Source organism: Arthrobacter sp. 49Tsu3.1M3 (assembly GCF_900168135.1).
In the GTDB taxonomy this organism is placed as follows: domain Bacteria; phylum Actinomycetota; class Actinomycetes; order Actinomycetales; family Micrococcaceae; genus Arthrobacter.
In genome coordinates this window covers 19,135-31,798 of record NZ_FUZD01000017.1, presented here as the reverse complement: position 1 = coordinate 31,798, position 12,664 = coordinate 19,135, and the positions used below count along the sequence as shown (strand labels likewise).

The window sequence follows — 12,664 nt, the reverse complement described above, 5'->3', positions numbered from 1 at the left end:
AATGTGAGTTATCCCGCCCGAACCACTAGATTTGTAGGCATGGCGGAATTTATCTACACAATGACCAAGGCCCGTAAGGCTGTCGGCGAAAAACTCATCCTCGATGACGTAAGCATGTCCTTCTTCCCGGGGGCCAAGATCGGCGTTGTCGGCCCGAATGGTGCCGGTAAGTCCACCATTCTCAAGATCATGGCCGGCCTGGACACTCCCTCCAACGGTGAGGCCCGGCTCAGCCCCGGCTACACGGTAGGCATCCTGCTGCAGGAGCCGCCGCTGAACGAGGACAAGACCGTCCTGGGCAACGTCCAGGAAGGCGTCGGCGAAATCTACGGCAAGATCCAGCGCTTCAACGCGATCTCCGAGGAAATGGCCAGCCCCGACGCTGACTACGATGCCCTCCTCGAGGAAATGGGACAGCTGCAGGAAGCGATCGACGCGGCCGACGCCTGGGACATCGATTCCCAGCTGGAACAGGCCATGGACGCCCTGCGCTGCCCGCCCGCCGACGCCGACGTCACCCTGCTCTCCGGTGGTGAGCGCCGCCGCGTCGCGCTGTGCAAGCTCCTGCTGCAGAAGCCGGACCTGTTGCTCCTCGACGAGCCCACCAACCACCTTGACGCCGAGAGCGTGCTGTGGCTGGAACAGCACCTCTCCAGCTACTCCGGTGCCGTCCTTGCCGTCACCCACGACCGGTACTTCCTCGACCACGTGGCCGAGTGGATTGCCGAAGTGGACCGCGGACACCTGTACCCGTACGAGGGCAACTACTCCACGTACCTGGAGAAGAAGCGCGCCCGCCTGGAAGTCCAGGGCAAGAAGGACGCCAAGCAGGCCAAGCGCCTGACCGAGGAACTCGAATGGGTCCGCTCCAACGCCAAGGGACGCCAGACCAAATCCAAGGCCCGCCTGGCCCGCTACGAGGAAATGGCTGCCGAGGCGGACCGAACCCGCAAGCTCGACTTCGAAGAGATCCAGATCCCGCCGGGACCGCGCCTGGGCGGACTCGTGCTGGAGGCCAAGGGTCTCCAGAAGGGCTTCGATGACCGCACCCTGATCGACGGACTGTCCTTCAGCCTGCCCCGCAACGGCATCGTCGGCGTCATCGGCCCCAACGGCGTCGGCAAATCGACCCTCTTCAAGACCATCGTGGGCCTGGAACCGCTCGACGGCGGCGAACTGAAGATCGGCGATTCCGTCAAGATCTCCTACGCCGACCAGAGCCGCGGCGGCATCGACCCGAACAAGACCCTGTGGGAAGTTGTGTCCGACGGCCTCGACTACATCCAGGTCGGCCACGTCGAAATGCCGTCCCGCGCCTACGTGGCCGCTTTCGGCTTCAAGGGCCCGGACCAGCAGAAGAAGGCCGGGGTGCTCTCCGGTGGTGAGCGCAACCGCCTCAACCTGGCGCTGACCCTCAAGCAGGGTGGCAACCTGCTGCTCCTCGACGAACCGACTAACGACCTCGACGTCGAAACCCTCAGCAGCCTCGAAAACGCCCTGCTCGAATTCCCGGGCTGCGCCGTCGTCGTCTCGCACGACCGCTGGTTCCTGGACCGGGTGGCCACCCACATCCTCGCCTACGAAGGCGACGAGGAGAACCCGTCCAAGTGGTACTGGTTCGAGGGCAACTTCGAGTCCTACGAGGAGAACAAGGTCGAGCGCCTGGGCCCGGATGCGGCCAAGCCGCACCGGGTAACCCACCGCCGCCTCACCCGCGACTAAGCCCGCAAGGCTTACAGCGCCACGAAAAAGCCGGCTCCAGCCTGAACTATTTCAGGGGGAGCCGGCTTTTTGTGTGCCTGGGACGCCGTGTGCGGTGTGCATGTGCGCCGAGGACGTAGTTTCCCAGCTGCTGTGGGCCAGCCGCCGCGGAGGAGTACTGGCAGCCCTCGGCCTTGCGGATCTGGTGCTGCAGCGCCCTCGATCAGACGGCGGCCCGCACGGCGCCCTGCTCAGTGTTCTTCTGGTCGGTGTCTTTGAAGTCGTTCGGGACGCGGATCATGCCCTCCTGGGCCACGGTCGCCACGTGCCGGCCGTCCCGGCTGAAGATTTTTCCCGTCGCGAGGCCCCGTGCGCCTTGGGCGCTGGGCGATTCCTGGACGTACAGGAGCCACTCGTCGACCCTGACCGGCCGGTGCCACCACATGGCGTGGTCCAGGCTCGCCACCGACATCCCCGGCGTAATCCAGCTCATGCCGTGCTTGCGGAGGATGGATTCGAGCAAGGTGTAGTCGCTCGCGTAGGCCAGGGCCGCCCGGTGCAGGCCGGCGTCGTCGGGCATCGGACCGAAGGTCTTCATCCACACGGCGTTGCGTGCTTCCCGGGGTCCCTTGGCCGAGACATACAGCGCCGGATCGACGTGGCGGATGTCGAACGGCCGCTCGTAGGCCCAGTGCCGGGCCACGGGGTGGTCGAACTTGCCCAGCAGGTCGGCCGTGCTCGGCAGCGATTCGGGGTCCGGGATCCCGGCGGGCATCTCGGACTGGTGCTCGATCCCCTCGTCCTCGGCCTGGAAGGACGCGATCATCGACAGGATGGGCATGCCCTCCTGATAGGCGTGGACCCGGCGGGCCGAGAAGGACCGCCCGTCGCGCAGACGCTGCACGCCGAAGGTGATCGGCTTGTTGGCGTCTCCAGGCCGGAGGAAGTAACCGTGCATGGAGTGCACACTGCGGTCCGGATCGACGGTGCGGCTGCCGGCTATCAGGGACTGCGCCAGCACCTGGCCGCCAAAGACGCGCTGCTTGGGCTGCTGCTGGGAGGGACCCATGAAGATGTCCTCGTCGGTCCGGGCGCCCTCGAGTTCGCCGAGGTTGAGAAGTTGGATGAGCGAGGAGGTGGGGTCCTGGGTCGGGAGCCCCAAGAGTCCGGCTTCGGCTTCAGTCATGGTCTGACTCTAGACGGCGTCCAGCGCCGCTCCAAAGAAGCGCAGCCGGTAGAGTCAGTAGTGTGTCTGATGTCCTAACCCAGCCCCTGCAGTTCACCGATCCCCGCGACCTCGACGACCTGCGCACCTTCGCGACGCGCGCCAGGTCCATTGACGACGGCGCCATCCGGCTCCAGGCCGCGGGCCCGGTCCTGGCCGCCTACGTCTGCGTCCTGCGGCCCCGGCTCCTGGGCGAATCCACCCCCACCATCCTGGGCCTGCGGACCATGGCGCTGGCACAGCCGGCGGACACTGACGTCACAGTGCCGCTGTCCGCCGTGCTGGACCGCCTGGCACGGGCGGGGGAGCACGACGTCGAACTTCCCGTCCCGCCGGTGACCGTCAGCGAGTCGTGGGCCGGGATCGGCGCGCCGCGGGCCGGCTGGGAACTGCTCGGCACCATCGAGGACACTGCCCTGCGGACCGCGGCGGAGGCCGGGATCAGGGAAATCGCCGCGATCATCCCGGACAAGCCCGGTGCGTTGATCGTCAACAACGCCAGGGCAACGGTCTGGGGCCGGGAACTGCCCGACGCCGGCGGCCTTCCGGCCGGGGCCGCGTTCGCCGCGCTCACCCTGGGCTTCCTGGCGGAGGGCGAGCAACGGCTCTACCGGGCCGGGCGCTGGTTCCGGCTCAGTGGCACCCGCGGGCACGTGCTGGTCCGGACCGGCACCGGGCTCTAGGAAGCTCCGGCGCCTCCAGAGCTCAGCCCTCCACGCCCTTCGAGCTCAGGCCTCCGACGGGCTGTTCACCATGGACAGGGCTGCACGCTCCATGTAGTCCCAGAGCGTTCCCTCATACAACGGCGGCAGTTCCAGGGCATCCACCGCGGCCCGCATGTGGAACAGCCAGCGTTCCTTGGCCTCGGGCGTCACCCGGAACGGCATGTGGCGCATCCTCAGCCGCGGGTGTCCGCGCTCCTCTCCGTACGTCGTCGGCCCGCCCCAATACTGTTCCAGGAACATCAGGAAGCGGCGCTTGGCCGGGCCGAGGTCCTCCTCCGGGTACATGGCGCGGAGCAGGGGATCAGTCGCGACGCCGTCGTAGAAGACGTCGATGAGCTTCACAAAAGTCTCGTGGCCGCCCACGGCGTCGTAGAAGTTGTCCGTGTAGCCGGGCTGGCTGAACGGATCGTTCTGCAGCAGCTGCCTGGGCTGGCTGGGTTCGCTGGCGCTGGGAATCGTCATTTCACTATTCTCCGGCCTTCTGCTGGGGTGCGCTGTCGGCGTCGTCCGCCGGGGACGTCACAGGCGGAATGTAGGTGCCCTGGGAGCGGTTGCCCACGCGCAGGATTTCGCCGTTGCGCAGGTACCAGATGGTGCCGTCGTCAGCCCGGACCCGGGTGATCCGCAGGTTCATGGCCTCGACCGTGCCCACCACCTCGGAAGTCTCGATGATGTCGCCAATGCCGTACTGGTCCTCGAAGGTAATGAAGATGCCGGCGAGGAAGTCGCGGATCAACTGCTGGGCACCAAAGCCGATGGCCACACCGAGGATCCCGACGCTCGTCAGGATGGGAGCCACGTCCACGTTCAGGTACTTGAGCACGTACACGATGGTGAGGACGGCGATCAGGACGCCGACCACGCTGCGGAGCAGTGCGCCGATTGTCTCTGCCCGCTGGACGCGGCGTTCGTGGTCCAGGGCGCGGAACGCCGGAGCCACCCAGCGGAAGTGCGACTTCTTGAAGAGTGTGCTGCCCGCCGCAACCCGTTTAGTGATCCCGGTGATCACGAAGGATGCCACCAGCCACACGGCGACGCCGATGCCGAGGCTGACGAGGCCACCTGGCAGATTGACAGCCGAGATGTCCGGTGCGGTGATTGGTTCGATGGTGGTCAGGCTGATCATCGGTGAGGGAAAACTCCTTGTTTACTGCAGCCCTGCTGCCGGCCGGCCGCAGGGCTGGGCGTCCGGAAAGGCGGCTGGCGTTCGCCGGGCGCATAACGCTCTGGTCTACTTCAACATTAGCGCCGTAGCGTGGCCCCATGCGCATCCTGGTCCTTGGCGGCACCGTCTTCCTCTCAGCTGAAGTAGCCCGGCAGGCCCTCGCCGCAGGGCACGACGTCACGTGCCTGGCCCGCGGTACCGCCGCGGCGCCGCCCGACGGCGCCACCTGGCTGCGCGCGGACCGCGCGCAGGGGAAGGCCGCGTACGAAGGGGCCGCGGACAGCGGCGGGTGGGACGCCGTCGTCGACGTCTCGCGGGACCCTGACCAGGCACGGGAGGCCCTCGAGACGCTGGCCGGCCCGGCCCGGCACTGGACCTTCGTCTCCAGTTGCTCGGTCTACGCGGACCACTCCGTGGCCGGCGAGGCCGAAGACGCACGGGTACTCCCGCCGCTGGCTCCGGGCACCGAACTGACCATGGATAACTACGGCGAGGCCAAGTCCGCGATCGAGCACCTGACCCGGGAACTGGCAGGGGGCAAGGCGCACCTCTGCCGCGCCGGCCTGATCGGCGGACCCGGGGACGGCTCCGACCGCTACGGGTACTGGCCGGCCCGCTTCGCCCGGGACAACGATCCGGTCCTGGTCCCGGGCATCCCCGCCGACGCCACCCAGATCATCGATGTCCGCGACCTCGCGGCGTGGATCCTCACCGCCGCCGAAAACGGAACCACTGGGGCGCTGAACGCCGTCGGTGAGCCGGTGCCCTTCGCCGCCTACCTGGAGGAATCCCGCCAGCTCGCCGACGCCGACTCCGAGGCCGTTGTGGCCCCCGAGGACTGGCTGGTGTCGCACGGTGCGAACTACTGGGCAGGCCCGGACTCGCTGCCGCTGTGGCTGCCGCCGGGCCACGAGGGCTTCGCGACCCGCAGCAACGACGCTGCCCGGACAGCAGGGCTGCGGCTCCGGCCCTGGATGGACACGTTGCGGGACACCCTGGCGGATGAACGCCGCCGCGGTCTCGGCCGTGAACGCAAGGCCGGAATGAGCCCGGAGACTGAGCGCCGGCTCGTGTCCGAGTACCGGACAGAGTGCCCGGCCGGCCCGGCCGACGGCACCGCCTGAAAAGTAATCAGTCAGCCTGAAAACCATTCAGTCAGCCTGGCCCTCCACCACAGCCGTCGGCTCGTGCAACACCGGGAAGTTGACGCTGCGGGCGATGAAACAGACCTTGTTGGCCTCCACGTGGAGCTCCTCGAGGACATCCGGTGCCGCCGGTTCCGCCACCGTCACCCGGGGCCTCAGCGTGACGGATTCGAACTGCCCGCTGCCGTCCCGGTTGGTCCGCATCAGGCCCTCGGCCCGGTCCTCGTAGGCCGTCACTACAACGCCGTGCTTCACGGCCACGTGCAGGAAGGAGAGCATGTGGCACTGCGAGAGCGCGGCCAGCAGCAGCTGTTCGGGGTTGTAGCGCTCCCGGTCCCCGTGGAAGGTCGGATCGGCCGAGCCGCGCAGCACCGGCAGCCCGGGGATCTCGATGTCGTGGTCCCGTGAGTAACCGCGGTACGAGGACGTCCCGGCCCCGAGGTTCCCGGTCCAGCGGACGGTCAGCGCATAGTGATGTTCGTCAAGGCTCATGGCTCCAGCCTAGAACGACAGAACCCCGGCGCCGCACAAGGGCGGCGCCGGGGTTCTGGCGTTCCAGGCTGGCCGGGGGCCGGCGCCTTGGTCGTTAGCCGACGTCGGCCTGGCGGGCGCGCAGGGCGCGGGCAACGCCGTCGCGGTTCTCCAGCATCATCCGGCGCAGCGCCGCACTGCCCTCCGGCAGCGAGGCCAGGAACTCATCCGTGCGGTCCACCGTGGCCTGCGTGGTCAGCTGGGCCGGGTAGAGTCCGACGACGATCTGCGAGGCCAGCGCGTGGGTGCGGCTCGCCATGATGCCGGGGACGGCCTCGAAGTACTTCTCGGCGTACGGCTCGAGCAGGGACGTGTCCAGGACCCGGGTAAAGCCGGTCACCGCGGAGCCCTGCAGGGCGTTGGACAGATCGCCCTTGACCACAATCGATTCCCAGGCCTCGGCCTTGGCCTCCGGGGTGGGGATGGCGGCCTTGGCCAGGGCCGCCGCGTTCTGGCCGTTGGAGGTGTTGTCGTGCTCCAGTTCCTCGTCAATCCGCGCCTGCCCGGCGCGGCCGCCGGCCACGAGGGAGGTCAGCAGCTCCCACCGCAGGTCCTGGTCCACGCTCAGCCCATCGAGGGTGAGTGAGCCGTCCAGCAGCCCCGAAACCGTGTCCAGCTGCCCGGCGCTGCGGGCCAGCAGGGCGTAGGACTTCACGAACTGCAGCTGGGCGTCCGAGCCGGCAGGCACCGCCGAGGCGAGCTCCCAGAGCTTGTCGGCCGCGGCCACGGTGGTGGCCTCCTGGTGCTCCTCGGCCACGTAGAAGGTCAGCGTGGTGGCGAGCTGCCGGAGCTGGACCATGATCACGGAGGAATCGGATTCCTCGGCAATGTTGGCGAGGATGAGCTCCACGTACCCGCGGGCCGGGGATTCGCCGTCGCGCGCCGCATCCCAGGCCGAGCCCCACACGAGCGTGCGGGGGAGGCTCTGGCTGAAGTCCTTCAGGTGCGCGGTTGCGGTGGCGAGGGAGTTCGGATCCAGGCGGACCTTGGCATAGGCGAGGTCGTCATCGTTGAGCAGGATCAGGTCAGGCTGGGCAAGGCCGGCGAGGGCCGGAACCTCGGTGCGCTCGCTGTCGACGTCGAGCTCCTCGCGGTGCACCCGCTCCAGCTTGCCGGCGCCGTTGAGGTTGTAGAAACCGACGGCGAGGCGGTGCGGGCGCAGGGTCGGTTCGCTCTCGATCGCCGACTGCACGATGGCGAAGGACTCGATGGTGCCGTCCGCGGACGCCGAGATTTCCGGTGTCAGGGTGTTCACACCGGCGGTCTCCAGCCACAGCTGCCCCCACCGTTCCAGGTCGCGGCCGCTGGCCTTCTCGAGTTCGGCCATGAGGTCGCTGAGCTCGGTGTTCTGCCAGGCGTGCTTGCTGAAGTACTCCCGCACCCCGGACATGAATTGCTCCGGGCCCACCCAGGCGACGAGCTGGCGCAGCACCGAGGCGCCCTTGGCGTAGGTGATCCCGTCGAAGTTCACCTCGACGTCCTGGAGGTCGTTGATCTCGGCGAAGATCGGGTGCGTGGTGGGCAGCTGGTCCTGCCGGTAGGCCCAGGACTTCTCCACGGACGCGAACGTGGTCCAGGCGTGGCCGAACTCAGTGTTTTCGACGGCGGCCAGGTGGGACATGTATTCGGCGAAGGACTCGTTGAGCCAGAGGTCGTTCCACCAGCGCATGGTGACGAGGTCGCCGAACCACATGTGCGCGAGCTCGTGGAGCACGGTGATGGCGCGGCGTTCCACCTGGGCGTCAGTGACCTTGCCGCGGAAGACGTAGCCTTCCAGGATGGTGACGGCCCCGGCGTTCTCCATGGCGCCGGCGTTGAACTCCGGCACGAAGAGCTGGTCATACTTCTCGAACGGGTACGGGCAGCCGAACTGGGCCTCGAAGAACTCGAAGCCCTGCCGGGTGAGCTCGAAGATGTTGTCCGCATCGAGGTACTGCATGAGCGACTTCCGGGCGAAGATGCCCAGCGGGGTGACCTTGCCCGCCGCCGACGTGACCTCGCTGCGCACCGACTGGTACGGCCCGGCGATCAGCGCGGTGACATAGGAGGACAGGCGCGGTGTCGGCGTGAACTCCCAGACGGAGCGGGCGCCGCCATCCGCGCCGGGGATGGTTTCCACCGGCGCCGGGGTGGGGGAGTTGGACACGACATCCCAGTGCGAGGGGGCGGTGACGGTGAAGGTGAAGCTGGCCTTCAGGTCGGGCTGTTCGAAGACGGCGAACATGCGCCGCGAATCCGGGACCTCGAACTGGGTGTACAGGTAGACCTCGTTGTCCACCGGATCCACGAAGCGGTGCAGGCCTTCACCGGTGTTCATGTACGGGGCGTCGGCGACCACCAGCAGGTCGTTCTCGGCCGCGAGGTCCGGGAGCTGGATCCGGACGCCGTCGGAGACCTCGGCCGGATCCAGCTCGCGGCCGTTGAGGCTCACGCTGTGCACGGCGTGGGTGACGGCGTCGATGAAGGTCGACGAGCCCGGCTTGGCCCGGAACTTCACGGCCGTGGTGGAGCCGAAGACCTTCTCGCCGCGGGTCAGGTCCAGGCTGACCTCGTAGGAGTCGACGTCGATCAGGGCGGCGCGCTCGCGGGCTTCGGCGCGGGTCAGGTTCATACCGGGCAAAGGGGCCTCCAGAAGAAGATGGATACTGCCGGCCGGCCGCGGCAGCGGCCGCCGGCGATACTGTGAAATTATTCTTTCACGTTAGCGGCCCTTGGCAAGTTAGCCCGGTCACAACCGGCCCCCAGGCCGTTGCGCTCAGTCCTCGATTTGCCGCGACTCGCCACGACTTGCGACGATTTGCCACGAATTGCCGCGACCTGCCACGAATGGCCGCGACTTGCCACGAATGGCCGCTAAGCCGATGCCTTTGGCGGCCATTCGTGCCAGATGGGTGCGGGTGGGGCGGCCACGTTGACGTTGCCCCGCCGATCTCTCCTTGCCCGTGGCGAGGTCCGGGCGCCGGACTGCGTGCCTGATCCCTCATTTGCTTCCTGTCCACCTCCTGACCTGCGCGCACGTCCCCAGATCCCTCAAGGTCCGTCCGCGGTAGCGTTGGAGCATGGGAAAGATCCGTGACTCCGTCGATGCCAGGGCGCTGCGCTTTGCCATCGGTTTCCCCCTGATGCTGGCAGCAGGGTTCGTGGTGTGTGCGCTTCTGGTGCGCCCGGATCTGCCCGAGCCGCTGGCCATCCGCTGGACCTCCGCCGGTGCCGCCGACTTCGCGCCGTTCGTGACAGTTGCGGGAGCCGGGGCCTCGCTGATCGTGGTGATCGGCTGGGCCGTGCTGCTGCAGGCCGTCCCGCTGTCCCGCCCCGCGATGATGCGCCGCATCATGATGGGCGCCGGCCTGTCCATGAGCCTGTTCGTCACCACAGTCCTTGCCGCCGTGCTCGTGGGCCAGCTGGGCCTGCCCGATGCGCGGGGATCCCATGTAGATGCCTCGGTCCTGGCCCTCGGCAGCGGCGCGGCCCTCGGCCTGGGCATCGTGATGGGTTTCGTCTTCAAGGCCGACGAGCGCTGGTCCGTCGATGACGACCTCGCCGTCCGGCAGGAACTTGAGCGCGAACAGGATCCGGACTTGGCCAGGGACCGGGTCAGCCTCTGGGTCCACGCCCGCAGCTCAATCTTCGTCATGCTCGGCATCGCAACGCTTCTGCCGGCCGCTCTCCTGACCATTGCCGTGCCGTGGCTTTCTGTCCTCCTGGTGGCGGCGGCCCTGGTGGCCGCGGCGTTCCTGGTGGCCCGGATCCGGGTTGACCGAGGCGGCCTGCACGTCTTCGCGGCAGGCTTCGTGCGGGTCATGGACGTTCCGGCCGCGGCCATCGACGCCGCGACGCCCAGGGACGTCACGGCAGCGGATTATGGCGGGTGGGGCTACCGGATCCATGGCAACACCACGGCGATGCTGGTCAGCAGCGGCCCCGCGGTGGTCATCGACCGCTCGGACGGGCGCCGGCTGGCGGTGAGCGGCGGCAGCGCCACCGCGGCGGACAATATTGCCCAAACGCTGTCCCGGGTGGCGGACAGGGCCCGGCGGAACGGCGGAACCCCCGCCGTGTAGCACGGCGGCGTCGCTCCGCGGTGGCGGTCCCTGGACGTGGGTCCGGTGTCGGCCATCGGTGCAGCGAGACGCTAAAGTACGACGGCGTGCCGGGCCTGTGTAACACGACCGTCCAGTGAGGCCTCCGGCTGGCTGCAGCACGGTCCCGGGAGGCCCGGCCTAGTACGCTTGGACCAGACCCCAACCGCCCCGGCCGCCGCCCGGCGCCGCAACCGAACGGAACAGCCGTGACCATTTCTGACCTGCCCCGCGTGCACATTGCCACCGACCACGCCGGAATGGAGCTCAGCGCCCACCTGGTCAGCCACCTCAGCGCCAAGGGCTACGAGGTGGTGGACCATGGACCGAAGGTCTACGACGCCCTGGATGACTACCCGTCGTTCTGCATCAACGCCGCCCTCGCCGTCGTCGCGGACCAGGAGGCCGGAACCCACGCGCTCGGCATCGTCCTCGGCGGCTCGGGCAATGGCGAGCAGATCGCCGCGAACAAGGTCAGGGGCGTCCGTGCCGCGCTGGCCTGGAACCTTTCCACCGCCCAGCTGGCGCGCGAGCACAACGACGCCAATGTCGTCGCCGTCGGCGGCCGCCAGCACAGCGTCGACGAGGCCACGGAAATCATCGAGGCGTTCCTGGCCGAACCCTTCAGCAACGATGAGCGCCACGTCCGCCGGATCGGCAAGATCGCCACGTACGAGCGCACCGGCGAGGTCATCGACTAGTGCCGGAGGGGCATTCCGTCCACCGGCTGGCCCGCCAGTTCGAGGACGTCTTCGCGGGGGAGCGGATCGCGGTCTCCAGTCCGCAGGGCCGGTTTGCCCAAGGCGCTGCCCTGCTGGACGGCCACACCCTGGTCAGTTCCGTGGCGCACGGGAAGCACCTCTTCCTGGAGTTCGGGCACGGGCTTCTCCTGCACGTCCACCTGGGCCTCTACGGCGCTTGGGATTTCGGCGGCGACGCCACCTTCCGCGGCGCGTCCAGCATCGGCGCGCCCCGGAAGGTGGGGGAACGGGAAGTCTACGACGACGCTGAGGCGGCCGGTCCGGCCGCGTATGAGGGGCCGCCCGCGCCGGTCGGTGCCGTCCGCGTCCGGCTCGCCGGCGCACACGGCTGGGCCGATCTCCGCGGCGCGACCACGTGCGAGGCGATCACGGACGCGGAAGCGGCGGCCGTACTGGCGCGGCTCGGCCCGGACCCGTTGCGGAACCTTCCGGGCGACCGGGACGCCTTCACCGCCACCGTGGCGGCCAAACGTACACCGCTGGCGGGCCTGCTGATGGACCAGAAGGTGATTGCCGGCGTCGGGAACGTCTACCGGGCCGAACTGCTGTTCCGGCAGCGGCTCCACCCCTGGCTGCCCGGCGCCGAACTGTCACCGGACGCGGCGGGCCGGCTCTGGGACGACACCGCGGCCATGATGACCGACGGCGTCCGCGACGGCCGGATCATCACGACGCCGCCGCAGTACTGGAACGGGGCCGGAGCCGGCGTATCCCGCGGCGTCCTACCGGCCCCGGACGAGGCCCACTTCGTCTACCGGCGGCACGGACTCGGCTGCAGGGACTGCGGAACGCCCGTGGCGCTGACCGAGCTCGGCGCCCGGAAGCTCTACTGGTGCCCGGCCTGCCAGGCGCCCTGAGCCTGCACGAGGGCCCAGCCGCATCCATTGCTCCGCAACAGCCCTTTTGAGCCTCAAGAAGGGCTGTTATGGAGCAATCGACGGCCAAGGCATGAAAAAAGCCCCTCCGGAGAGGGGCTTATTTCGTCATATTCCTGAGGGGACGACGGGAATCGAACCCGCGTAATCAGTTTGGAAGACTGAGGCTTTACCATTAAGCTACGTCCCCGGGATATCACTGGAACTCCAGCAAAACTTCCGGGCGGCTGTTCAAGCCGGATACAACTAAACCCAATTCAAGGCCCCGGTGTCAAATGTGCAAATCAGCACAGTATGACCGTAGACTGTTCTGTGCACTTACGGGGTGTAGCTCAGCTTGGCTAGAGCGCCTGCTTTGGGAGCAGGAAGTCGCAGGTTCAAATCCTGTCACCCCGACTCTGCAAGCACTGCCAGCACGTGGCAATGCAGAACCCCATACCCCCCACATCAGGAGTAC

At 68.0% G+C, this 12,664-nt stretch carries 11 protein-coding genes and 2 tRNA genes; 7 read left to right on the top strand and 6 right to left on the bottom strand.

Features of this window, described 5'->3' with window-relative positions:
- Window positions 1-39 precede the first annotated feature (39 nt).
- Window positions 40-1,722: an energy-dependent translational throttle protein EttA gene (gene ettA / locus B5X90_RS15870; RefSeq protein ID WP_026266424.1), complete on the top strand. Its 1,683-nt coding sequence runs from the start codon at window positions 40-42 to the stop codon at window positions 1,720-1,722.
- 202 nt (window positions 1,723-1,924) lie between these two features.
- On the opposite strand, the gene B5X90_RS15865 is transcribed toward ettA, so the two are convergent.
- A complete protein-coding gene (locus B5X90_RS15865) occupies window positions 1,925-2,887 on the bottom strand; it encodes an acyl-CoA thioesterase (RefSeq protein ID WP_079554700.1) in 963 nt (320 codons plus the stop codon).
- A 62-nt stretch (window positions 2,888-2,949) separates the two neighbouring features.
- Here B5X90_RS15865 and B5X90_RS15860 point away from each other — a divergent pair, with 62 nt between their 5' ends.
- Window positions 2,950-3,609 (top strand): hypothetical protein, encoded by a 660-nt coding sequence (locus B5X90_RS15860; protein ID WP_079554698.1) that lies wholly within the window; start codon window positions 2,950-2,952, stop codon window positions 3,607-3,609.
- A gap of 45 nt (window positions 3,610-3,654) precedes the next feature.
- On the opposite strand, the gene B5X90_RS15855 is transcribed toward B5X90_RS15860, so the two are convergent.
- Together B5X90_RS15855 and B5X90_RS15850 are read right to left on the bottom strand one after the other, a co-directional pair.
- Complete coding sequence (locus B5X90_RS15855) at window positions 3,655-4,113, bottom strand: globin (protein WP_079554696.1); 459 nt, start codon at window positions 4,111-4,113, stop codon at window positions 3,655-3,657.
- A 4-nt stretch (window positions 4,114-4,117) separates the two neighbouring features.
- Window positions 4,118-4,777, bottom strand: a complete 660-nt coding sequence (locus B5X90_RS15850; RefSeq protein WP_079554693.1) for a mechanosensitive ion channel family protein — start codon at window positions 4,775-4,777, stop codon at window positions 4,118-4,120.
- Window positions 4,778-4,914: 137 nt separating this feature from the next.
- Here B5X90_RS15850 and B5X90_RS15845 point away from each other — a divergent pair, with 137 nt between their 5' ends.
- Window positions 4,915-5,940, top strand: a complete 1,026-nt coding sequence (locus B5X90_RS15845) for an NAD-dependent epimerase/dehydratase family protein (protein ID WP_079554691.1) — start codon at window positions 4,915-4,917, stop codon at window positions 5,938-5,940.
- 27 nt (window positions 5,941-5,967) lie between these two features.
- Here B5X90_RS15845 and B5X90_RS15840 read toward each other — a convergent pair whose 3' ends face one another.
- Complete coding sequence (locus tag B5X90_RS15840) at window positions 5,968-6,453, bottom strand: OsmC family protein (protein ID WP_079554689.1); 486 nt, start codon at window positions 6,451-6,453, stop codon at window positions 5,968-5,970.
- Between the two features lie 94 nt (window positions 6,454-6,547).
- Window positions 6,548-9,103, bottom strand: a complete 2,556-nt coding sequence (gene pepN, locus B5X90_RS15835; RefSeq protein ID WP_079554687.1) for an aminopeptidase N — start codon at window positions 9,101-9,103, stop codon at window positions 6,548-6,550.
- A gap of 448 nt (window positions 9,104-9,551) precedes the next feature.
- Here pepN and B5X90_RS15830 point away from each other — a divergent pair, with 448 nt between their 5' ends.
- From B5X90_RS15830 to B5X90_RS15820, 3 genes are all read left to right on the top strand, one after another.
- Window positions 9,552-10,553 carry a hypothetical protein gene (locus tag B5X90_RS15830; RefSeq protein WP_079554685.1) on the top strand — a complete coding sequence of 334 codons (1,002 nt, stop codon included), beginning with the start codon at window positions 9,552-9,554 and terminating at the stop codon, window positions 10,551-10,553.
- Window positions 10,554-10,780: 227 nt separating this feature from the next.
- Complete coding sequence (locus tag B5X90_RS15825; protein WP_079554683.1) at window positions 10,781-11,272, top strand: ribose-5-phosphate isomerase; 492 nt, start codon at window positions 10,781-10,783, stop codon at window positions 11,270-11,272.
- Window positions 11,272-12,189, top strand: a complete 918-nt coding sequence (locus B5X90_RS15820; RefSeq protein ID WP_079554681.1) for an Fpg/Nei family DNA glycosylase — start codon at window positions 11,272-11,274, stop codon at window positions 12,187-12,189. The genes B5X90_RS15825 and B5X90_RS15820 overlap by 1 nt, the downstream gene beginning before the upstream one ends.
- A gap of 137 nt (window positions 12,190-12,326) precedes the next feature.
- Here B5X90_RS15820 and B5X90_RS15815 read toward each other — a convergent pair.
- Window positions 12,327-12,397: transfer RNA gene (locus tag B5X90_RS15815), tRNA-Gly, on the bottom strand.
- Window positions 12,398-12,528: 131 nt separating this feature from the next.
- Between B5X90_RS15815 and B5X90_RS15810 the strand changes: the two genes are divergently transcribed.
- Window positions 12,529-12,603 (top strand) — tRNA-Pro (locus tag B5X90_RS15810).
- Window positions 12,604-12,664: the final 61 nt, after the last annotated feature.